At 72.1% G+C, this 22191-nt stretch carries 14 protein-coding genes; 7 read left to right on the top strand and 7 right to left on the bottom strand.

The features are described 5' to 3' along the window. Position 1: 1 nt before the first annotated feature. Entirely contained in the window at positions 2-1402 is a 1401-nt protein-coding gene (locus tag PYR91_RS24045; protein WP_279783032.1) for a Xaa-Pro aminopeptidase, read from the bottom strand. Between the two features lie 201 nt (positions 1403-1603). On the opposite strand from PYR91_RS24045, the gene PYR91_RS24040 reads away from it, so the two are divergent. Beyond that, entirely contained in the window at positions 1604-2032 is a 429-nt protein-coding gene (locus PYR91_RS24040) for a CBS domain-containing protein (RefSeq protein ID WP_279783031.1), read from the top strand. Then, on the top strand, positions 2029-2250 hold the full coding sequence (locus PYR91_RS24035) for a hypothetical protein (RefSeq protein ID WP_279783029.1): 222 nt from the start codon (positions 2029-2031) through the stop codon (positions 2248-2250). Before PYR91_RS24040 ends, PYR91_RS24035 begins: the two co-directional genes overlap by 4 nt. A 76-nt stretch (positions 2251-2326) precedes the next feature. Here PYR91_RS24035 and PYR91_RS24030 read toward each other — a convergent pair whose 3' ends face one another. After that, positions 2327-8611 carry an RHS repeat-associated core domain-containing protein gene (locus PYR91_RS24030; RefSeq protein ID WP_279783026.1) on the bottom strand — a complete coding sequence of 2095 codons (6285 nt, stop codon included), beginning with the start codon at positions 8609-8611 and terminating at the stop codon, positions 2327-2329. A gap of 404 nt (positions 8612-9015) precedes the next feature. Continuing rightward, positions 9016-9384 carry a hypothetical protein gene (locus PYR91_RS24025; RefSeq protein ID WP_279783025.1) on the bottom strand — a complete coding sequence of 123 codons (369 nt, stop codon included), beginning with the start codon at positions 9382-9384 and terminating at the stop codon, positions 9016-9018. A 66-nt stretch (positions 9385-9450) separates the two neighbouring features. Between PYR91_RS24025 and PYR91_RS24020 the strand changes: the two genes are divergently transcribed. After that, a complete protein-coding gene (locus tag PYR91_RS24020) occupies positions 9451-10785 on the top strand; it encodes a hypothetical protein (protein WP_279783024.1) in 1335 nt (444 codons plus the stop codon). Positions 10786-11246: 461 nt separating this feature from the next. Continuing rightward, positions 11247-12701, top strand: a complete 1455-nt coding sequence (locus PYR91_RS24015) for a PQQ-binding-like beta-propeller repeat protein (RefSeq protein WP_279783023.1) — start codon at positions 11247-11249, stop codon at positions 12699-12701. 40 nt (positions 12702-12741) lie between these two features. Here the strand turns inward: PYR91_RS24015 and PYR91_RS24010 are convergent, their stop codons facing one another. Then, positions 12742-13332 (bottom strand): TetR/AcrR family transcriptional regulator, encoded by a 591-nt coding sequence (locus tag PYR91_RS24010; RefSeq protein WP_279783022.1) that lies wholly within the window; start codon positions 13330-13332, stop codon positions 12742-12744. A 156-nt stretch (positions 13333-13488) separates the two neighbouring features. On the opposite strand from PYR91_RS24010, the gene PYR91_RS24005 reads away from it, so the two are divergent. Continuing rightward, the gene (locus PYR91_RS24005; RefSeq protein WP_279783020.1) at positions 13489-14508 is read left to right on the top strand and encodes an aldo/keto reductase; all 1020 of its coding nucleotides are present in this window, start codon (positions 13489-13491) and stop codon (positions 14506-14508) included. Positions 14509-14629: 121 nt separating this feature from the next. Here the strand turns inward: PYR91_RS24005 and PYR91_RS24000 are convergent, their stop codons facing one another. Further along, positions 14630-15385: an SDR family oxidoreductase gene (locus PYR91_RS24000; protein ID WP_279783018.1), complete on the bottom strand. Its 756-nt coding sequence runs from the start codon at positions 15383-15385 to the stop codon at positions 14630-14632. Between the two features lie 93 nt (positions 15386-15478). Here PYR91_RS24000 and PYR91_RS23995 point away from each other — a divergent pair, with 93 nt between their 5' ends. Beyond that, positions 15479-15949 carry an Rrf2 family transcriptional regulator gene (locus PYR91_RS23995; protein ID WP_279783016.1) on the top strand — a complete coding sequence of 157 codons (471 nt, stop codon included), beginning with the start codon at positions 15479-15481 and terminating at the stop codon, positions 15947-15949. 179 nt (positions 15950-16128) lie between these two features. Here PYR91_RS23995 and PYR91_RS23990 read toward each other — a convergent pair whose 3' ends face one another. Continuing rightward, positions 16129-17166: a hypothetical protein gene (locus tag PYR91_RS23990; protein WP_279783014.1), complete on the bottom strand. Its 1038-nt coding sequence runs from the start codon at positions 17164-17166 to the stop codon at positions 16129-16131. Between the two features lie 20 nt (positions 17167-17186). Then, positions 17187-17810, bottom strand: coding sequence for an RICIN domain-containing protein (locus tag PYR91_RS23985; RefSeq protein WP_279783012.1), 624 nt, complete (start codon positions 17808-17810; stop codon positions 17187-17189). 200 nt (positions 17811-18010) lie between these two features. On the opposite strand from PYR91_RS23985, the gene PYR91_RS23980 reads away from it, so the two are divergent. Further along, positions 18011-22147, top strand: coding sequence for a hypothetical protein (locus tag PYR91_RS23980; protein WP_279783010.1), 4137 nt, complete (start codon positions 18011-18013; stop codon positions 22145-22147). Positions 22148-22191: the final 44 nt, after the last annotated feature.

The raw sequence follows: 22191 nt of genomic DNA, 5'->3' as shown, positions 1-22191 counted from the left end.
GTCAGCCGAGGAGGGAGGCCATCCAGGTCTCGACGTCGTCCGGATGGCGCGGCAGGGCGCCGGACAGGAGGTGGGCGCCGTCCTCGGTGATCACCAGGTCGTCCTCGATGCGCACGCCGATGCCGCGCAGCTCCGGCGGCAGCGTGAGGTCGTCCGGCTGGAGGTACAGGCCGGGCTCGACGGTGAGCACCTGGCCGGCCTCCAGCAGGCCGTCCAGGTAGGCCGACGCGCGGGCCTGGGCGCAGTCGTGCACGTCGAGGCCGAGCATGTGCCCGCTGCTGCACAGCGTGTACCGGCGGTGCAGGTCGCCGTCGGCCGACTCCAGCACGCCCCAGTCCTTGAGCCCTTCGGCGATCACCCGCATGGCGGCCCGGTGGAAGTCGCGGAACCGCGCCCCCGGCCGCAGCGCGGCGATGGCCGCGGTCTGCGCCTCGTACACCAGCTCGTACACCTGCCGCTGGACGGGGCTGAACCGCCCAGAAAGCGGCAGGGTGCGGGTGACGTCGGCGGTGTACAGGCGGTCGGTCTCCACTCCGGCGTCCAGAAGCAGCAGGTCGTCCCGGTTCAGCCCGCCGTCGTTGCGGATCCAGTGCAGGACGCAGGCGTGCGCGCCGGACGCGGCGATGCTGTCGTACCCGACCGCGTTGCCCTCCAGCCGGGCCCGCAGCCCGAAGACGCCCTCGACGTACCGCTCGCCCCGGGGGTGGGCCAGGGCCTGGGGCAGCGCGCGCACGACGTCCTCGAAGCCGCGCGCCGTCGCGTCGACGGCGTTCCGCAGCTCGGCGACCTCCCACTCGTCCTTGACCAGCCGCATCTCCGACAGGAACGACGTCAGCTCGGCGTCGCCGTCGTGCGGCGCCACCCGCGCGTCAACCGAGGCGTCGACGCCGCGCAGCACGCGGGCCGGGCCGGTGAGCGCCTCGGGGAGCCGGTCGACGGGCGCGCACTCGATCTGGTGCAGCGCCTCGGCCTCCTCCAGGGTCGGCCGGGCGCCCACCCAGAACTCGCCGTAGCGGCGGTCGCGGTAGAACTCCTGCCCGGCCGCGCCCTCGGCGGCGCGCGGCGACCGGGGCCGGGTGAACAGCGTGGCCGCGCCCGAGGGGGCGATCACCAGCACGTCGCCGGGATCACCGGCCCCGGTGAGGTAGGCGAAGGCGCTGTGCGTGCGGAACGGGTAGTCCCAGTCGTTGCTGCGCACCTTCAGCGCCCCGGACGGGATGACCAGCCGCTCCCCGGGGAACCGCTGGGCGAGCGCGGCCCGGCGCTTGGCGGTGTAGGCGGTGGACGGCGCGGGCGGCGGGGCCTCGGCTCGGGGGGCGGGCGCCCAGCCGGTGGTCATGAACGCGGCCAGGGCGTCGGATATGGGCAGGTCGTGGCTGCCGGTGTTCAGCTCGTCGGTCACGGAGATCCCCCCGGGAGAGAAAGTGGCGTGTGGCATGGTACTGACACCGGCCGGTGGTACGAATGCGGCCCTTTCCCGGCTGCGGGCCCAATTTCAGGTTTAATCAGGGCGCTTTACCGGCTCGCGCGGTTGGCGAGGCGGTGAGGTGGGGAAGTCAGAGTTACCCTGCCCAGCTCTACAGCGTGTACCGAGGTGGTGCCGATGCTCATCAGCTCGATCCTGCGACGCAAGGGAAGCACGGTGGCGACGGTCCCACCGGAGGCGACGGTCACCGAGCTGCTCGCGGTGCTCGCGGAACACAACATCGGCGCGGTCGTCGTGTCGGAGGACGGCGTGAGCATCGCCGGCATCGTCTCCGAGCGCGACGTCGTGCGGCAGCTCCACGCGAAGGGGCCCGCCGTGCTCGCCGAGCCGGTCTCCGCGATCATGACCACCCAGGTGCGCACCTGCGCGCCCGAGACCGACCTGGACGACCTACGGGCGACGATGACCGACCACCGCATCCGGCACGTCCCGGTGATGCACGACGGCCGGCTGCTCGGCATCGTCAGCATCGGAGACGTGGTCAAGAGCGCCATCGAGGAGCTCGAGGCCGAGAAGGCCCACCTGGTGGGCTACCTGCACGGGTGAAGGCGGCCTACATCGTCCGCATCTCGGTGCCGGCGCGGGAGTTCCGCGCCGCCCTGGCCGGTGTGCCCGGCGCGGCTCTGGTGCGGGAGCTGCCGCGCGACCAGGTCGTCGTGGTGCTCGAACGGGCGGCGGCCCGGGCGCTGGCGTGCCTGCCGGGCGTCGTCGCCGTCCGCGAGGACCGCCCCGAACACCTCCTGGAGCGGCCCGGGGACGCGTAGACCGCGGATCGTGTCCCCGGGGCCGCCGGTCACCGCCCGGTCGTGAGCCGGGCGGCGGAGTCAGGCGTGGCGGTCGCTAGCAGTACCACCCCCACCACGACTTGCATATGGGGTCCTGCCAGCTCGGCGGCACCGGGCTCGGTACCGAGGACAAGCCGTCCTCCTTGCTCCACGAGGCGATGGTGTGGTCGCCGCCCACCTCCAGCCCGGCGCCGGCGGCCACGCCGAAGCCCCCTTGGACGCCGGTCCACTCGCCCTTGTCGTCCACCTTCGGGCCGCCGGTGATACACGGGCCGACGGGGGCGGGCGCGATGACTCCGCAGCCGCCGACGGACCATGGACCGCCCTCTTCGGGCCCCGTCGTCATCCACTGCGCGGAGCCGAGAGGGCCGACGCCGGCGCCGCCGGCGGACATCTGGACGACCCCCTGCTGGTAGCTGAGGGAGACGCAGGGGCCGGAGCAGAAGCCGATCTGAAGCTTCACGTGCTTGTGGATCGTCGAGTCGATCTCTTTAAGGTGCTCCACGCACCGGGCCGGGTCGGGGAAGGAGGAACAGCCGAAGGGCTGGCCGAGGCCGCTCTTGTCCACCGGTCGTTTGGGGTCACAGTTGTCGAACAGCAGCCGGCAGTTGCGCGCGATGCCCTGCTTCGCCTTCTGCGCCGCTCGGCGTGCGCGCTCCCGTGCCTGTTCTGCCTTCCTGCGAGCCTCCTCGGCCTTCCTGCGCATCTCCTCGGCCTTTCTGCGGGCCTCCTCGGCGGCCCTGCGCAGGCGCTCGCGCATCTCCTCGTAGAGACGCCTGGCGCGCGCGACGTGGTCGCGCCAGATGTCGCGCGCCCTCTCCTTGGCCTGCGACCACAGGTGCTTCGCGGCCCAGCAGGCCGGGCAGAACCAGTCGCGCCCATCGGGATCCACCACGCTCACCGGGTTGTTGTTGGCGTAGGCGTACCCCTGGAGCTTCTGCGGCTCGCTGGGGTCGAAGACCGAGTCCACCGACAGGAACCGGCCTTCGGACGGCAGGTACTCCCGGGCGCCCAGGTGGACCATGCCGGTCGAGGGGTCCGCGGTCCCGCCGACGAAGGCCCGTTCCGAGGGCCACGACGCCGGGGCGGTTCCCCGCTGGTTGCCGAACGGGTCCATGCGCCGCCGGGTCACCTCCAGCGACAGGGCGTCCACAGCGAGCTGGCTGGTGTTGTGGTGGTCGGTGACGAGCCAGGTGAGCCGGCCGTTGTCGGACCTGACCGCCACCGGCCTGTCGCCGTGCTCGTAGTAGCGGGTGGCCTGCGGGGCCGTCGCCCCGGTGTTCAGCCGCACCTCCATGGAGCCGAGGTACAGCACCGTCCCCGCGGGATCGCGGCGGATCAGCCGGTTCCCCTCGCTGTCGTACACGAAGGACGTGGTCTTGCCGCCCTCGACCACCTTCTCCAGGTGCCCCTCGGCGTCCCACTCCAGCCGTTGCTCGGTGGACCCCAGCTTGCGGACGATCGTGTTGCCGCTCTCGTCGTAGGCGTAGGTGTCCAGCCGATCGCCGCCGGGCCCCTCGGTGCTCACCTGCTTCAGGGCGTGCGGGCGCGGCTGCCCGGGCTCGGGGTAGGAGTAGGTGCTGACGGTGTCGGCCTGCCCGGCGGTCAGCGCGTGCCGGGTCTCGCTCTTCCGCCCGCCGGTCAGGTCATGGGTGTAGGAGGTCCAGTACGGCGTGGCGCCGCCCACCGTGCCCGTGGCCGGCGCGTCGGCGCACCCGTTCGCCTGGGTCCACGCCTGCGACAGACGCTGCAGGTAGTCGTAGGCGAAGCACTGCGTGTCCGACGCCGCGTTGGCCGCCGGAGGGGTGTCGGCGATCCGCTCGATGTTCCCCGACTCGTCGTAGGCGTAGTTGAGGTCGGCCTGGCGCACCTCGGACTCGGACTGCCGGTCGACGATCGTGCGGATCAGCCGCCGGGTGCCCTCCTCGTAGGTGTTGTCGTGCAGGACGTGGGCGCCCTCCTGCCCCCAGCGCTCCTGCAGCACCTCGCCGTGCTTGGTGTGCCAGGTGTTGTCCACGTACATCTGGAGGGTGCTGCGGGTCTGGCGCGGCGCCGCCATGTCGGTGTAGGTCGTCCGTACCGTCTCGGCGGCGAGGCCGCCGGCCGCCGGGTACGTCACCGAGTCCCGCGTGCCGTCCATGTTGTAACGCGAGCCGAACGTGTACGTCCCGGCGAGCTCGCCCTCCGACTGCGGGATGACGTGGCTGGAGGACGTGGCCCGGTACGCGGCGTCGAAGGCGTCGACCCGCGTCGTGTAGGCCTCGCCGTCGTGGTAGCGCGAGGAGGAGGTGAGCATGCCCTTGGCGGGCGTGCCGTCGGCCAGCGTGTCGTACGTCCACGACGCGAGCTTGGGCCCCGTCGGGGAGTCCTTGTGAACGGCCGTCCGCCGCCCCATGGCGTCGTAGACGAAGGCCAGGGTGCGGCCGCGGGCGTCCGTGGTGGTCTTGGGCCGGTCGAGGTCGTCGAAGGTGTAGGTGGTCGTCCCCTTGTCGGGGTCCTGCACCCTGACGGCCCGCTGGCGCTGGTCGAAGAAGGTGCGCCAGACGTTGCCGGCCGCGTCGGTGACCGACTCCTGCGACCCGTTGGCGTGGAAGCCGTACCGGGTGAGGTCGAAGTCGCCGGTCGGCGCGGAGCCCTTGTACTGGCGCAGTCCCACCGTGCGGCCGCGCGCGTCGATGAGGGCGGTCGTCGGCGTGGTGCCCTCGGGCGGGTCCACGTCCACGCGGTCGGGGAAGGTCGTGGTCGTGGTGCGCCACTTCTCGGTGCCCATCACCTTGAGGATCTCGGCGGTGGCGCGGCCGAGCCCGTCGTACTCGGTGACCGACTGGGCGGGCACCGCGCTATCGGCGACGCCGAGCAGCGTGGCGGACGGCGACTCGGCGTTGGCGTAGGAGTCGTTGGTCTTGGCGACCTGTCCCAGCGTGTTGTAGACGGTGTCGCTGAGGAGCCGGCCGCCCTCGTGGGCGGGCCGCTGCTCCTGCCTCAGCCGCATCAGCCCGTCGTAGATCTGGTAGGAGACGCTGTAGGTGCCGTCGTTGCGCAGCGTCTTGGTCGCCACCGCCGACGGGGTGTTCTTCTGGATCTGGTAGGAGAACTCCTGGTTCGGGCTCTGGCTCGTCGGGCGGCCCGGCAGCCACACCTTCGCCAGCCGGCCCAGCGGGTCGTAGGCGAGTTCCGTGCGCCGGCCGTTGACGTCCACGTCGGCCGCCGCCGAGCCCCACTCGGGCCTGATGACGGTGGTCTCGGTGTGGCCGAGCGGGTTGGTGACGGTCATCTGGGCCGCCGGGGCGTCGGCGGCGGGCAGGTAGGCGGTGGTGGTCTTCGAGCCGGCCCCGTCGTAGCCCTCGATCTTGCGGCCGTAGGCGTCGTACACGCTGCGCGCCGACACCGTGTACTCGGGCCGGCCGTCCGTGTAGTCCTTCAGGTCCTCGTTGAGCGTCACGTCGCCCCTGACCGGCGGGTCGCCGTAGGCCCCGCCGTCGAAGGACATCCTGTGGTCGGTCAGCACGTCGGCCGGCCGCCGCGGGGTCGTGGCGCAGTCGACCGAGACCGTCTCGGTCCTGCTCACCGTATTCATGATCATGGCGGTGGGGTTGCGGTTGTAGGTGTTGCGGACGCACCGGTCGTCGGCGTCGGTGGCGGTGTCGCCCAGGTCGTCGGTCCGCGACAGCGAGCCGTGGGCGTCGTAGGTGTGCCGGCTCTCGGTCCGGCGGATCGCGCCGGTGCTGAGCGTCATCCGGGTGCGCACCGCGCCGATGTCCACGCGGTACGACTGGTCGCCGGGGTCGGTGGCGTTGGGCCCCTGGAGCCAGGGGTCGTTGACCGTTCCGGACGACTCGGTGCCGCCCGGGCCGCTGAGCTGGATCGTCTCGCGTTCGAACCCCTGCAGCCGCCAGTGGTCGTCGATCTTCACGCCCTCGGAGTCGGTGACCTGGACGTCACGGGTGCCCGACGGCTGCTTGTCCCCGTCCATGCCGCGGAAGAAGAGGTGCTCGGTGGCCGAGCGGCTGTCCTGCGCCTCGCCCTTCACGACCCGCACCCGCTCGTAGCCGCGCCACTGCGACCAGGTGCGGCGGTTCGCCGGCGCCAGCTCCGCGTCGTCGTAGGCCCACGCGGGGCTATCCAGGTGCTGGTAGTCGGTGCGGACGGTCGGCGACCCGCCGGTGAGGTCGCTCTCCAGCACCCGCACCGTGAGGTACTTGTGGAACCAGTCGCGGGTGGGGCTGGTCGCCCCTTCCGGCGACCAGTACATCGGGTAGCAGCGCCTGCCGTTGGCGTGCGGCTCCGGGAGCGCGGAGCGGGTGCAGTCCGGCTTGGAGTAGTCGACGGTGAGCCGCCCGCCGCCCTCGTTGTTCACGCTGCGGACGCGCCACTTCATCATCGGGGCGACGCCTTCGAGCCCGTCGACCCGGTTGGGCATCTCCACGCCGTCGAAGTCGACGGCGGGGGTGGTCAGCGAGCCGCCCACCCTGCCGGTGTGCTGGACGCTCTCCAGCCAGAGGGCGGGGCTCATGTCGTCACCCGGCCGGGGGAAGGTCTGGGTCAGGGTCCAGGTGTCGACGGGGGTGTGCGCGCCGTCCTTGAGCACCTCGGTGGTGACGGTGGTGAGCCGCTTGCGGGTGAAGAACGCCGCACCGTGGTTGGCGCAGGTGCCGCTCGCGCCGCACAGCATGTCGGCCGGCACGTCCGGCCAGTGGGCGGCGTTGGCCTTGGTCAGCTTGGCCGGCGCGCAGTCGAAGGTGGAGGTGCGCAGGCATCGTTCGTCCACGCCGAACAGCACCCGCCCGGCGGCGGGCTTGGAGTACACCTGCCCGGCCCGCTGGCCGTACTCGATGCGCTGCAGGTAGCCGCTCGCGGTGTAGGGCGTCACGTCGGCGGGCTTCATGTTGCGCCCGTAGTGGTTGACCTCCTTGAGGTAGAAGTAGCTCATCGTGCCGCCGTGCGGGTCGATCACGTGGTCGAGGTTCCAGCGGTAGGCCTGCTGGCACCAGGACGCGGCGTAGGTGCTCGCGTGGCACGGCTCGCCGGCGTCGTCGCCGTACACCGGGGCCGTCCAGGTGGACGCGGTCTCCTGCTTGCCCGTGCTCCATCCGGGCAGGCGGTTGTAGCCCAGGAGGTACTGGGTGCCGTCGGTCTGGGTGACCTTCCAGTACTCCCCGTCGTCGTCGCCGTTGGCCGCACCGGTCAGCTTCTCCACGCGCGAGCCGTCGTCGTTCTTCGGCTTCCACTGCTTGGTCGCGGTGTCCAGGACCAGCTCGGTCGCCTTGCCGCCGAGCACCATGACGGCGTTGTCCCCGGCCCAGCACCGCTCGCCGTTCTTGGGGGTGACGCCGTCGTCGGCGCACGACTTGTACCGGCGTTCGATGTAGCCGCCCGGGCTGAGGTCGAAGCCCTCGCCCGCCCAGCCCGGCTGGTTGTTGGTCGAGGCGGTCCGCCCGTCGACGCCGCCGGCCGAGTAGGCCAGGGTGAGCTGGGGGGAGGGGTCGCCGATCGACGGCGGCGTCCGTAGCTCCTGTGACCAGGTGAAGTCCCCCGACTGGGCGCCGACCTGCCACTCGGCGCTGGGGGAGAGCGGGGTGGCGGCGTAGTCGCCGGTGCTGCCCGACGGGCCCGCGGCCAGCGCGTAGAGCCCGGTGCCGGCGACCGCCGCCGCGGCGGCGCCGGTGGAGGCCGCAGCGGTGACGTCGGCGGTCAGCACGCCTCGCCCGGCGTCGTTCCCGGCCGGGACGGGCCTGGCCGCCGGGCACTGACCGGTGCCCGGCACCTGGGTCGCGGCGCAGCCGGGGAGCTCCAGGAGGCGCAGCCGGGCCGCCCAGTCGCCGCCGAAGGCGTGCCGGAACGCCGAGTAGTCGATCTCCACGCCCACCTCCCCGGCCCGGGTGGAGCCGTCCGCGCGGGTCACCCTCAGCCGCACCTCGGCGGCTTCTCGTGCGGCGGCCGGGTCCAGCACCTCGACCCGGACCCGCCGCGGGGCGTCCGCGGCCTGGCGGGCCGGCGCGTCCTGGGCGGTTGCGCCGGGCTCGCCCGCGGCGCCCACGCGTACCGGCAGGCCGGGCAGCGCGACCATGGCGGGCCGTCGGTCCGGCGCCCTCGCGCCGTCCGCGGCCGGGGCGGCGGGGGCCGGCACGTCGGCCGTCGCGCTTCCCGGCCGGGGCCATCTGACCGCGGCGGGCCCCGCCAGCGCCGCTTCCTGGGCGGGATCGGCAGGCCTGCCCTCGACGGGGACGGCCGTGCCCTCGACCAGGTGGTCCTGCTGCGGGGTGGGCGGATCCCAGCGGTCGGCCGTGGCCGTCGCCGGCGGCACGAACAGGCCCTCGGCGAGGATGAACGTGGTCAGCAACGACAGGGCCCATCGCAGCCGGCGGCGTCGTGACCGTGGAGTCGGGGGAGAACCGATGATGACCTCCGGTGCCCGGCGGTGGCGCGTCGCGCTCCGCTTTCAGACAGGGCGGGATCACCTGCTCACCCGGCCGAGGCAGCGTGAGCGGGTGTCTCGTGGACGTCGACCCCGACCCCGGACAGCGTCCGACGCTGTCGCGAGGAACGTAGAGGGGCCTGGTATCACCGGGGTTTCACGTCCGCGGGGTGGGCGACCAGGGCCGCCACGCGGCTTCCCGCCCGCGGGAGCCCGTTCGCGTCCAGGGCCTGAGACGCCTCGCGATGAATCCCCTCGGTTGTCGTTCATGAACCTGTAGGGTTCGGGGCGTTCTGTAACTCGTGGGGCAACGTGGGGCAAGAGTGACGTCAGAACAGTTCCATCAACCCGGCCCGTCTCATCCTCAGCACCAGCCGGCGTGGCCGGACGCCGACGACGGGCGGCGGAACCCGCAGGGGTGGCGGGCGGCTCAGGGGGAGCCTTCGCACCCGCGGTTCTCCCCGCCGGGACAGCCGTTCCCGCAGGGGCACCCGCCGTCCGGCCCGGGGCAGCCGCCCCCGCCGGGACAGCAGGGCTTCCCGCCGGGTGGGCAGGGCCTCGCGCCGGAGCAGCGGGGGTTCCCGCCGGGGCAGCAGGGCTTCCCGCCGGGGCAGGCGCTCCCGCCGGGGCAGCGGGGGTTCCCGCCGGGGCAGGCGCTCCCGCCGGGTGGGCAGGGTTTCGCGCCGGGGCCTCAGCACCCGCAGTGGGGGCAGCCGGCGCCGGTAGCGCCGCGACGCCGCGGCACCGCGATCCTGATCACGTTCATGGCCGTCGCGTCGGTGGTGACGATGATCGGCGGGGCCGTGGCCGGGGTCACGATCCGGGGGAACAAGGCCTCGTACGACCCGTACGAGGCGGGGCCCGCCGCCGGCGCCGTCGTCGTCACCACCAAGGACCTGGACGCGCTGCTCGCCCGCCACACCAAGGCGCTGAACGACGGCGACGCCAAGGCCTACACCTCGATCTTCGACCAGAAGAACGCCGCCCTCGTCCAGCGGCAGGCCACGACCTTCGCCAACCTGCGCAAGCTGCCGCTGACCGAGATGTCCTACCAGACCATGCAGCAGCGGGGGCCCACGCAGGACAGCTTCGGGCGGGCCGTGACGTTCACGCTGGACGTGGCCTTCGTCCACCGGTTCGAGGGCATCGACCTCGGCCCCGTCTCGGAGTGGTACCGCTGGACCGTCACCAAGAGCGGGGCCAAGGCCCCGCTCACGGTCACCAAGGTGGGCGGGGCTCCCGCGCCGATCGGCGAGTCCGAGACCGTCTACTACCCCGGCCCCTGGGACATCTGGCCCGACATCGCCTTCACCAAGACCGAACACGCGATCGTGATGGCCCATCCCAGCCTCGCCGCCCAGGCCAGAAGGCTGGCGCCGGTCGCCGAGCGGACCGCCGTCGACAACCTGGCCTACCTCGGCGAGCACGGGCCGCCGGCGACGGCGGTGCCCAAGGGCTTCGTCGTCGCGCTGGTCAAGGGCGCGACCCAGCTCGGCAACCTGTTCCGCAAGGCCAAGGCCACCGAGTCCGGCGTCTCCATCCCCATGCCGGTCTGGAAGAAGGACGGCAACGGGGGCAAGGACGAGCTGGCGATCGGCGGCAGCAGGGTCGTGCTGGACCTCACCGCGCCCTTCTTCACGACCACCGCGGGTTCGCAGGAGATCTTCCGGCACGAGTTCGCCCACTCGATGGTCGCCAGCCTGGAGAAGGGCAGGATGGTGTCGTTCCTGGGGCTGGACAACTGGATCGTCGAGGGCTTCGCCGAGTACGTGGCCAACCGGGGCAGGCCGATCAGCGCCAACGTCCGCTACGACTCGGGCCGCGCCTACCTCGCCGGGCGGCTGCCGTTCCAGTTCCGGGACGACATCCCGAGCAACTTCGACTGGGAAGCCGAAGGCATGGGCAGCGTCAACTACCTGATGGGCCATCTCGCCATCCGGATGATCGCCGAGAAGTACGGCGAACGGAAGATGCTCGCGTTCGTCGTCGCGCACTACCAGGGCGAGTCCAGCGCCGACGCGCTGCGTAAGGAGGTCGGCGTCGACATGGCGGATTTCCGCCCGAAGTGGGCCGACTACGTCCGCCGGCAGCTCGGCTGATCGGGAAGAGGACAGCGATGACCGACCCAAGCGACGCCCCGCCGCCCGGCTACCCCGGCTCCTGGCAGCACGGCCCTCTGCAGGGCGCCCGCCACCGGCCGCCGCAGGACCCGCCCGCTCCCGGAGCACCGCAAGGGCCCCCTGCGCAGGCCTACCCGCCGCCCGGGGCGCCGCAGGGTCACCCTGATCCCGGAGCGCCGCAGGGCCCCCCTGCGCGGGGTTACCCGCCGCCCGGGACGCCGCAGGGCTACCCGGTTCCCGGGGCGCCGCAGGGGCCTCCGGCGCGGGGTTACCCACCGCCCGGGGGGGAGCCGCGAGGTTACCCGCAGCCCGGGGGGCCGCAGGGGCCGCCCCCGGGGATGCCGCCACAGGGCATCCCGCCACAGGGCATGCCGCGGGACCGGCCCCCGGGAGGGCCGCCGCAGGGCCCGTTTGGGGCTGCTCAGGGCCCGCCCTCCGGCATGCCGCCGCAGGGTCCGCCGTGGCAGGTCCCGCCGCCCGGGGCGTCCGCGCACCCGCCCTATCCCGGCCACCAGCAGGGGACGCCGCCCGGGGCGCCGCCGGATCCTCCCAGCGCGCAGGCCGACCCGCGGCACGCCGCTACGGCGAAGAAGGCGGGCCCGCTGAAGATCGTCCTGGTCGCCGCGCTCTGCGTCACCTGGCTGCTGAGCCTGGGCACCGGCACGGCGTACGTCGTGGCGGGCGGCTTCGGCGACGACTCCGGTACGGGCGGCGCGGGCCTGTGGCAGGTGCCGTTCACCGTCCCCGGCTTCGAGCTCGCGGACCGGAACGACTCGATCGCGTTCGGCGCCTGGATGAGCGGCACCGCCGTCATCCGGGCGCAGGAGGACGGGATGCACGCCTACGACCTGGCGACCGGCAAGCGGGTCTGGGGCACGCCCTCGCCGGGCGGGCAGCTGTGCTCGGCGACCCCCGACCTCGCCGGCACCCGGGGCGCGATCGCCTACGGCACCGCCGAGCGCTGCGACCGGGTGGCCGGCGTCGACGCCGCGACCGGCAAGATCCTCTGGCGGGTCAGGGTCCCGGAGTCGAAGGAGAGGCCGGGCCTCGCGCGCAGGGGGGACGAGAACCTGTACGCCCCGGGCCTGTGGATCGCCGGTGACGTGCTGCTCGTGCGCACCTGGGGGCAGGTCTCCGGCCACCGGCTGTCCGACGGCGGGAAGGTGTGGACCAGGGCGATCGGGGAGTCGTGCAAGGCCGTGAACATGGTGGTCGCCGCCTCCGGGCGGGCGGCGGTCAGCGTGCAGTGCACCCAGGGCGGTGACAGCGTCCTGCTGCTCGACGGGAAGACGGGCGCGGTCGCCGGCGAGCACCGCTTCAAGCTGCTCGGCGGCCCCGACCGCCTGATCTCCGCCGATCCCGCCGTGGTCGCGTGGGACGACCCGAGGGACACCTCCTTCCTCGTCATGGACGGCGCGGGCAAGGCCGTCAGGCAGTTCGGCGCCGGGGCGCGGATCGAGTTCGCCTGGGCGAACAGGCTGACCTATCTCAAGGGCGGCTACGAGGAGCTGCGCGCCCAGGTGCGCGGCGACACCCTGTACGTCGCCTCCTCCCCGGCGGTGCGCGGCGACGTCCTGATGGCCTACGATCTCACCACCGGCAAGCGGCTGTGGCAGTCCGCGAAGCCGAGCCCCACCCGGCTCACCTTCGTCCGTGCCGAGGACAAGGGCCTGCTCGTGATGGAGGAGGGCGGCGCGTACAGATCCGTCCCGCGCCTGCTCAGGGTGGACGCCGCGACCGGCGGAACGGCCGTGGTCGCCGAGCTGCCCCAGCGGGCAGGCGGCGAGAGCGCCGCCGCCCGTGTCTACTACCGTGACGGCGCCCTGGCCATCATGCCCTTCCGCAAGGCCGACGCCAGGCACGCCCTGACCGTCGTACGCGTCGAGGCCGGCTAGCGCGGCGGACGCGCACCGCGCCACCGGGCGACCACAGGAGTCAGCCCGGCCGGTGCAGCCCCGCGACGAGGTATCCGACCAGCCGGCGTGCGTCGTAGCGGGGATCGTCGGGCGCGCCTATGCAGAGGTTCCCGACGCCGCGCATGAGCTCGTAGGCGTCCACGCCGGGCCGGATCTCCCCGGAGGCGACCGCGGCGTCGAGGAGCCGGGCGCACACGGGCACGAGCCGGTCGAGGAAGTGGGCGTGCAGCGTCTCGAAGCCGGCGTTGTCGGACTGCAGGACGGCGGCGAGGCCGTGCTTGGTGACCAGGAAGTCGACGAAGAGGTCGATCCAGCGCCCCAGCGCGGCGTGCGGGGTCGCGCTGGTCTCCAGCAGGGCCGGGCCCGCCTCGGCGCAGGCCTCGATCTGGTGACGGTAGACGGCGATGATGAGATCCGCCCGGGTCGGGAAGTGGCGGTAGATCGTGCCCATCCCGACGCCGGCCTTGGCCGCGATGTCGCGCACCGGCGCCTCCACGCCTGAGGTGACGAAGACGGCGGCGGCCGCGTCGAGCAGGGTCTCCTCGTTGCGCCGCGCGTCGGCCCGCTTGGACCGGGCCGCGCGCCCCGCGCACTCGTCGCTGCCCTTCACCGTGCCCGCTCCCTCCGATGACCGTTTGCCAAGCGGAACAGCGCTCCGTATATTGTTACCGGAGCGAGGTTCCGCTTTTCATGATGCCAGAACGGGACCCTGCCGCCAAACCACGCAGCGCCACCACGCTTCACCCCGCAATGGAGGACGACGTTCATGCAGTACCGCACCTTGGGCCGCACCGGTGTGCAGGTCAGCTCCCTCGCGCTCGGCGCGATGAACTTCGGCAGGATCGGGAACACGGCACAGGACGAGGCCACCGCCATCGTCGACGCCGCTCTCGAGGCCGGGATCAACCTCATCGACACCGCCGACATGTACAGCACCGGCCAGTCGGAGGAGATGGTCGGCAAGGCCATCGCCGGCCGCCGCGACGACATCGTGCTGGCCACGAAGGCGAGCATGCCCATGGGCGACGAGCGCAACCATCAGGGCGCTTCGCGCCGCTGGCTGGTCACCGAGCTGGACAACAGTCTGCGCCGTCTCGGTGTGGACCACGTCGATCTCTACCAGATCCACCGGTGGGACCCGAACACCGACGACGAGGAGACGCTGTCGGCGTTGACCGACCTGCAGCGCGCGGGCAAGATCCGGTACTTCGGATCCTCGACCTTCCCCGCGTACCGCATCGTGCAGGCCCAGTGGGCCGCCCGCGAGCATCACCTCAGCCGGTACGTCACCGAACAGCCCGGTTACTCGATCATGCAGCGCGGGATCGAGGCCCACGTGCTGCCCGTGACCGAGCAGTACGGCATGGGGGTGCTGGTGTGGAGCCCGCTGGATTCGGGCTGGCTGTCGGGCGCGATCCGCGAGGGCCGGGAGATCACCACCAGCCGCTCGACGTTCATGCCGCAACGCTTCGACCCCGCCATCCCCGCCAACCGGGCCAAGCTCGACGCCGTCGAGCGGCTGGCCGAGGTCGCCGCCGAGGCCGACCTGACCATGATCCAGCTCGCGCTCGGCTTCGTGACCGCGCATCCGGGCGTGACCAGCGCGATCATCGGCCCCCGGACGCTGGACCACCTGCGCTCGAACCTCGCCGCCGCCGACACCGTGCTCTCCGCCGATGTGCTCGACGCCATCGACACGATCGTCGCTCCCGGGGTCGACCTGTCCCCGGAGCTGAAGTACGACACCCCGCCCGCGCTGCTCGACCCGGCACTGCGGCGCCGCTGATCATCCCTGGGCGGCCACTCCCGCGGCTCCCGAGTCCGGGGGAACGCGGGGTGCCCGAGTCGGGGGAACGCGGGGTGCCCGAGTCGGGGGAACGCGGGGTGCCCGGCGAGAAGCCGTTCCGCTAGCCGCGGGGCTTGGCTCCGGCGAGCCAGTCGGCGAACCGGGTCGGGCCGACGCGGGGCGCGTCACCGGGGGTGAGGGAGTGGTCGTCGACCTTCGTGCCGAAGTAGCCGGCCTCGGCGTCGGTGACGACCTCGCGCGCGTCGTGGCCGGCGTCCAGGACCCTGCGGGCCAGCTCGTCCATGGGCAGCGCGTCGGGGCCGGCCAGCTCGACGGTGGCGTTCACCGGCGCGCCGGTGGCGACCTCGGCCAGCGTGGCGGCGACGTCGTCGGCCGCCACCGGGCGCATCAGGACGGGCGGCAGCCGGACGGTGCCGTCCTGGGTGCCGGCGTCGGCGATGGCGCCGACGAACTCGTAGAACTGGGTGGCGCGGACGATCGTGAAGGGCACCGCGGCGGCCTTGATCAGCTCCTCCTGCGCGATCTTCGCGCGGAAGTAGCCGACGCCGGTCGTGCGGTCGGCGCCGACCACCGACAGGGCGACGTGGTGGGTCACGCCGGCCTCCGCCTCCGCGGCCTGGATGTTGCGGCCCGCGGTCTGGAAGAACTCCAGCGCCGCCGCGGCCTCGAAGGACGGCGAGTTCGCCACGTCGACGACCACCTGGGCGCCCGCCATCGCTTCGCCCAGTCCCTCTCCGGTGAGGATGTCGACGCCCGTGGACGGCGACGCCGCCACGGCCTCATGGCCCTGCTCGCGGAGCCTGTCGACGACCCTCGTCCCGATGAGCCCGGTACCTCCAATGACCACGATCTTCATAGCTCAGCCTCTCGTTCGCCGTCCACAACTCGGATGTTCGTTGTCCGAGATGATACTCGGACAACTTCTGTCCGAGTCAACTAGGATGGGCCGATGAGGATGTCCGGCGGCGTCGAGTGGGCGCTGCACTGCTGTGTGGTGCTGACCGCCGCCGACCGTCCGGTGCCGGCCGCGCGCCTGGCCGAGCTGCACGACGTCTCAGCCAGCTACCTGGCCAAACAGCTGCAGAGCCTGTCGCGCGCCGGCCTGGTGCGATCGGTCCAGGGGCAGGCGGGCGGTTACGTCCTCACCCGCGCCCCGGAGCTGGTCACGGTGCTGCAGGTGGTCGAGGCCGTCGACGGCCCGGAGCCCGCTTTCGCGTGTACCGAGATCCGGCAGCGGGGCCCCCTGGCGACCCCGCCGGAGGCCTGCCTCGTGCCGTGCGCGGTCTCCCGGGCCATGGCCGCCGCCGACGAAGCCTGGCGCGCCGCCCTGCGCGCCGTCACCATCGCCGACCTGGCCCGCGACGTGACCGGCGACTACGGCCCCGGCGCCCTCGCCGGAATCCGCGCCTGGCTCCGGTAGTCGGCGTCCGGCGAGGCTTGCGTCCGACGCGGCCGGTGTCCGACGAGGCGTTTCTCCAGCGCCGTGCCGCCGGAGATCACCGCTCCGGATCGGCGCGGACGAGTCGGGCGCGGGCGCATCTCGCGCCCGCGCCCGGTGGGTCAGCCCGGTGGGTCACCCCGGTGGGTCAGCCCGGTAGGTCACTCGGCGGCGATGGTGCGTTTCGCGTTGGCGAGCCAGGTGTCGAAGATCTTCCCGGACTCGATCAGCGGCTGCCGCAGCCGCTCGACCGTCGCCTTCTGGTAGGCGACCACCAGGGCCTCGTAGGTGCCCTGCAGGTTGACCCGCTGCCGGCAGGTCGCGTCGGCCGCGGCCACCTTCCTCTCCTCGGCCCCCGCCGCAGTCGACGCCTCACGCCGGTTCCACCGGGAGTCGTTGCCGGCGTCGAAGGGGGTCCCGTACCGCAGGCCGCTCTCGGCCATGCACGCGCTCCACTTCCCGAACGCCTGCTTCATGCGGCTGTCGCGCAACGCGGAGAACTTCGCGTCGGTCGCCAGCAGGCGGGAGTCGGCCGGCAGCTCGACGACGTCTCCGGCGGCGGCGAGGCTCCGCACCTTCTTGTCGCCTTCGCTGAGACAGCCGCCCTTGGGGACGGCCTTGCCGTTCTCCAGGCGCGCGCCCGTGCCCAGCAGGGCTGCGGTGGTGTCGGCGGACCGCTTCCCGGCCGCCGCCTGCCCCCGGGGAGCCGGCCGGGCCTTCATTCCCTGGTAGCCGGCGGCGGCCTCGGAGGGTTCCACGTACTCCAGGGGATCGGCTTCCTTGAACGAGGAGGTCGAGGTGGCGAGGCTGCCGTTCGTCCAGCCGGTGAACCCGAGGGAGCGCATGCACCCCACGGTCGCCAGATCGCGGCCCTTCGCCAGGAGTTCCAGCTCGCTCGCCGGCGGGGTGTACGGGTCGAGCGGCCGGGGCGTGCGTTGCCGGGCCCGTACCTGGGAGACGGTTCCGAGCGGCGGCTCCACGACGGGGGTGACGGCTGGTGTGGACGGGGCGGGAGCCTGGCTCGCGTTCATGGACGGGCCTCCGGCGCTGACCGTGGGTGCGGGCTCCGTCCCCGCAGGACCGTTGGAGGCCGCCGCGACCGCCACTACGACGCCGCTCAGGAGAAGGACGGAGGTTCCGGTGGTGAAAGCGAGGGCGGCGATCCTTCCGGGGCCCCGTCCTCCGCTGCGTTCTGTCATGCGAGCACCTTCCGTGAATCTCAGCCCTGGACGAATACGTCCCAGTTGCAGTAGTCGGCGATCGTCTGGAGGCCCGGCTTAAGAAGGCATCCCTTTTCGTACGCGGGAACGCCCGAATGATAAAGGTAGACCTGGAAGGCTCCGGGACTGTCGTGGCTCTGGGAGACCACGTCGTGGTAGATGTCGCCGTCACATCCCGTGCGGCTGATGAGCTGCCACCGGCCCTCGACGAAGATGGTGCGGAAGTCGCTGTTGTTGTACGCCGTGTCCGTCTGGTAAAGGCCCCTGTAGCACTGCTGGGCGGCGTATAGCTTCCGTCCGCTGTTCATATTCGTGTAGTGGTTGTAGGAGGAGTTCGACGACGACTCCCACCACTGCTGGTTCGGGCCTCCGTTCCAGGCCCACGTCCCGACGGTGGCGCCCTCGCCGGTCTGGGAGAACCACACCTCCAGAAACCTCTCGGTGGCCCGGTTCTTCCAGAAGGTGACCTCGTCCGCCGAGGCCGCGGTCGCGGGAAGGACTCCGAATACGGCGCTGGTTATGAGGAGAGCCAACGCGGCTTTTCCGCCGGTGCTCCTCATCCGCCGTGCGGTGAATCTCAATGCTTCCCTTTCTTCCTGCCGGTGATGCGCTTCGAATTTCATGGACGGCGGGTGCGTGGAATGTCCCGCCTGACAGGATCTTGTGACGCGAGTGTCGCCCGGCGCAAGGGACGGCGGAAGAGATCGCAGGTGAAATCGAGATGATGGCGAGAAGTCGCCACAATGCTTGTTGGGCGTCCGGGGCGTGTGCTACCTCTTGCGAAGATCGGGTGTCTGCCGGTCTTTCCCAACTTGGAGTGCGCATGCCGTTTCGAAGCGCTCGTAAGGTAGTGACGGCGGGCCTGGTGGTGGTCGTCTCCCTGGCCACCGTGATCGCGGGTGAGATCGGCGCGGCGGCGTCCGTGACGGAGCCCGCCCGGCCGCAGACGCGGGTCGTCTCCCCTTCCCCCGGCTCGGCGGCGCCGTTGGGCGACCCCGCCGGACGGTCGTCCGTCGAGGCGGCCCAGCGCGACAGGCTGCTCTCCAAGGAGTGGCGGGCGTCCAAGGACACCGCCGTCGCGGCGGCCGGTGACGCCACGGGCTTCCACGTGCTCGCCGCCGAGGAGAGCACGGGCTACCAGTGGCGCACGGTCGCGACGCTCAGCGAGCCGGGCATGGACACCGACCAGTGGGTCGGCAACGCGTGCCTGACCGGCTCCGGGCGGAGCATCGTGGCGGTGTACGCGCCCCGCCACTTCACCAACCGGCCCTGGCTGTTCAGCCGCGGCGGCTTCGCCGCCGTCATCGACGTCGCGTCCGGCGCGGTGACCAAGCTCCGGGAACAGGTGACGCTCGCGTACTTCAACCCCGGGTGCGGCGCGGGTGACACCGCCGCGCTGACCCAGGGCACCATCGACGGGCAGGAGTCGAGCGGGCTGCTGCTCGTCGACACGGCGGCGAAGCGGGTCGCCTGGAAGGCCAGGGTGACCGGGCAGGTCACCTCCGCGGTACCGGTCGCGGACGGCATGGCGGCGGCCGCGGGCAACCGGCTGGTCGCGGTGTCGCCCGCGGGGAAGCTCACCTCGCTGGCCGAGACCGGCTCCGTCCCGTTCGACCTGCGCGCGACCGCCGGCGGCGGTGTGGCCTTCGCCGAGGCGGCCGGTGAGCAGGTACGGGTCAGATACCACGACAAGGGGGCGACCCGGGAGCTGGCGACCGGGCGCCTGGGGGAGCTGTCGGTCCGCTCCGGAGCGGGTGGCCGCGTGTTCCTCACCGGCAGCACCCGCAGCAGGGAGGCGCTGCCGGCGGGGGTCACCGTGAAGGCCGCCCCGCCCGGCGCCGAGGTCTCCTCGCACGGCGGCCTGCTCGTGAAGTCCGCGGCACGCTGGGGCCTGCGCGAGGGACGGCGGGCAGACCCGAAGGACACCGCGATCTCCGGCTCCACCGGCGGCGGCCCCGACACCGAGCCCATCGAGGTGGTCACGGAGATCGCGGCGAGCCGGACGCCGGTCGCCTTCCAGGTCGAGCCCGACGCCCTGGTGGCGCCCAAGGCGGCGACCGGCCACTCGGCCAACCCCCGGCTGGCCGGGCTCACGACGACCACGGCCGCGCCGGCCACCGGCGTCGGCACCGTGGACGAGGGGTACACCTGCTCGATCCCGCGCAACGACCCGCTGACCCAGGTCTACCAGCCGCACTGGCGGCAGGTGGAGTGGGCCGTGGACCAGCTCGTCTTCAAGAACCGGCTGGCGGTCACCCGGGCTGCCACCTGGAAGGGCGTGAACATCCCGGCGTGGAACCCCCAGACGCTGTTCCCCGTGCCCGATCTGGTGGGCGGCGGGCGGATCCCGACGTCCGTCGTCCTGGGCATCCTGGCGCAGGAGTCGAACCTCTGGCAGGCCCAGCGCAACGTGGCCGAGGGGGAGACCGGCAACCCGCTCGTGGGCAACTACTACGGGCTCAAGATCTACGACACCAACCCCGCGAACGACTGGGAGGTCGACTTCACCGACGCCGACTGTGGTTACGGCGTCTCCCAGCAGACCGACGGCATGCGGAAGCAGGGTTTCCCGAGGGCCGGGGAGACCCTGTACGACCCCGCGGTGCAGCGCGCCATCGCCCTGGACTACGTGACCAACATCGCGGTCGGGATCCAGACCCTGGGCAAGAAGTGGAACGAGATCCTCACCGACACCGGCGGCCAGATGAAGGCCAACAACGGTGACCCGGCGCGCATCGAGAACTGGTACTTCGCGACGTGGGCCTACAACTCCGGCTGGCACGCCAAGGCGGACGCCGGCGGCACCTACCAGGGCACCCCGAACAACGGGGCCTGGGGCGTCGGCTGGGCCAACAACCCCTCCAACCCGCAGTACCGGTTCGACCGGCACCCGTTCCTGGACGGGAACGCCTACGCCGACGCCGCCCGCCCGCAGGACTGGCCGTACCAGGAGAAGGTGCTGGGCTGGGCGGCGTGGCCCATCAGCAAGCTCTACTTCGACCCCGCCCAGCAGAAGTGGGTGGGTCAGGCCGGCTACAACGCCGCCTGGTGGAACACCTCGGCCTACCGTTCCGCGATCGTGCCGTCGTTCACGACGGCGGGGTCGAGGGTCGTGGTGGACGTGAACGCCTTCTGCGCGCCGGCGTCGACCGGCGGGACCGCCCACAACAACTGCTCGCCCGGCTCCGCCTCACCCGGAGGGCTCCCTCCGCTGGGCAGGTGCCAGGAGCCGAACTCCAAATGCTGGTGGCACACGTCCAAGTCGTGGAAGTCGTGCCAGGCCGACTGCGGGACCGAGGGCACGATCCGCTACTCGGAGGCCAAGTACGCCTCCACCGAGCGCGAGGAGCCGACGGACTCCTGGACGACCTGCCTGACGCCGGGCCTGCCGGCCAAGACCGGGGGGACCACCGACGTGCTGATCGTCGACGACGTCCCGTCCTCGGCTCCGCCGATCCGCGGGGGGTGCGACAACAGGGGGTGGACCAACTCCGGCACGCTGAGCTTCCAGTTCGGCAAGGACGCCGCCGGGAAGGTGCCGGCCAGGGCCGACTTCCAGCAGCTCGGCAACGGGTTCGGCGGGCACGAGTGGTTCGCCTACCCGCGAAGGTCGTCGAGCAACGGCACCGTCATGCAGGTGACCGGCACCTGGGCACTGAACACGAGTAATCCGATCAACGGATGGGCGCGGGTGCTGGTCCACGTCCCCAAACGGCGCGCCGAGACGCAGCAGGCGCCCTACACCGTCCACCTGGGCAACGGGCGCACCGCGATCCGCTACCTGTCCCAGCGCCGTGAGGAGAACTCCTGGCAGAGCCTCGGCACGTTCGAGTTCGCCGGCAATCCCAAGGTCAGCCTGACCACGCTGAACAACGAGGGTGACGGCACCGTCCCGATGGCCTGGGACGCGGTCGCCTTCCAGGTCCTGCAGAAGAAGCCCAAGCACTTCGTGGTCGCGATGGGCGACTCCTACACCTCCGGCGAGGGTGCGCCGGAGTACCTCAAGGAGACCGACTTCGACTACGACACCTTGAAGTGGAACGCCTGCCGGCGAAGCCGCAACGCCTGGATCAGGAAGACCGTCCTGCCCGGTGAGACGCAGACGGTCGGCGAGCTGGCCGACGCCTTCTCCCCGCAGCTGGACTTCGCCTTCGTGGCGTGCTCGGGCGCGACGACGACCTCCATGACGGACCCGTCGCCCGCCTTCTGGGCCAAACCCTTCTCCGACGAGTACTCCGGCGAGGCCGAGGGGAGGTTCCGGGAGGCCGCCCAGTTGTCCTCCGGATACGTCGACCAGAACACGACGCTGGTCGCCGTCTCGATCGGGGGCAACGACGCGGGCTTCGCCTCCGGTGTGCAGAAGTGCGCCCAGTCACTCTGCGAGGACGCCGCCTTCGAGAACAACCGCAAGGCGTGGATCGACGCCGTCGTGGACCCGCCGGTCGGGACGAGCGGCAGCGTGAAGGGCGTCCTGAACAACATCAACTTCTATGCGGGCAACGCCGGCAGGACGAAGAAGGCGCGCATCGTGCTCATGGGCTACCCGGAGCTGATGGCGCCCGGCGAGGCCTGCGAGCACGCCGTGTGGCAGTTCACCGCCAACGAGGTGGCGGTGCTCAGCAGGCTGGCCCACTATGCGGCGAACGCCGAGAAGAACGTCGTCGCGGGCCTGGCCGCGGGCGGGACGCCGGTGTCGTTCGCGGACGCGATACCGGCCTTCGCCGGCAAGGGGGTGTGCAGCGGGTCGGGCAGGCTGCCGGACGCGGACGCCGACTCGATCCACGGAGTGCTGGGCGCCTCGACCGGCGGTGGGGACTTCCCCTCGGGGATCGACTGCGTCGTCGACAGCCTGAGGTGCGCGAGCAGGTCGAGCATGCATCCCAACGGCCGTGGGACGAGCGTGTACGCCGCCCTGTTCCAGCAGCACCTTCAGGCGATCGGCTACACGGGCATTCCGTGACCGAACGGCGCGCCCGGGCCTCGCGGGGGCCCCGGGCGCCTGGC

The organism is Sphaerisporangium sp. TRM90804, from assembly GCF_029846175.1.
Classification (GTDB): Bacteria; Actinomycetota; Actinomycetes; order Streptosporangiales; family Streptosporangiaceae; genus Sphaerisporangium.
Note: the sequence above shows the minus strand (reverse complement) of the source record. Positions and strands in the feature narration are given on the sequence as shown.

Excerpts from the sequence above, each read along its gene's own strand:
- PYR91_RS24015 (WP_279783023.1), top strand. The coding sequence starts at position 11,247 with ATGCCGCCGCAGGGTCCGCCGTGGCAGGTCCCGCCGCCCGGGGCGTCC.
- PYR91_RS23995 (WP_279783016.1), top strand. The coding sequence starts at position 15,479 with ATGAGGATGTCCGGCGGCGTCGAGTGGGCGCTGCACTGCTGTGTGGTG.
- PYR91_RS24000 (WP_279783018.1), bottom strand. The coding sequence starts at position 15,385 with ATGAAGATCGTGGTCATTGGAGGTACCGGGCTCATCGGGACGAGGGTC.
- PYR91_RS24040 (WP_279783031.1), top strand. The coding sequence starts at position 1,604 with ATGCTCATCAGCTCGATCCTGCGACGCAAGGGAAGCACGGTGGCGACG.
- PYR91_RS24020 (WP_279783024.1), top strand. The coding sequence starts at position 9,451 with ATGGCCGTCGCGTCGGTGGTGACGATGATCGGCGGGGCCGTGGCCGGG.
- PYR91_RS23985 (WP_279783012.1), bottom strand. The coding sequence starts at position 17,810 with ATGAAATTCGAAGCGCATCACCGGCAGGAAGAAAGGGAAGCATTGAGA.
- PYR91_RS23990 (WP_279783014.1), bottom strand. The coding sequence starts at position 17,166 with ATGACAGAACGCAGCGGAGGACGGGGCCCCGGAAGGATCGCCGCCCTC.
- PYR91_RS23980 (WP_279783010.1), top strand. The coding sequence starts at position 18,011 with ATGCCGTTTCGAAGCGCTCGTAAGGTAGTGACGGCGGGCCTGGTGGTG.
- PYR91_RS24005 (WP_279783020.1), top strand. The coding sequence starts at position 13,489 with ATGCAGTACCGCACCTTGGGCCGCACCGGTGTGCAGGTCAGCTCCCTC.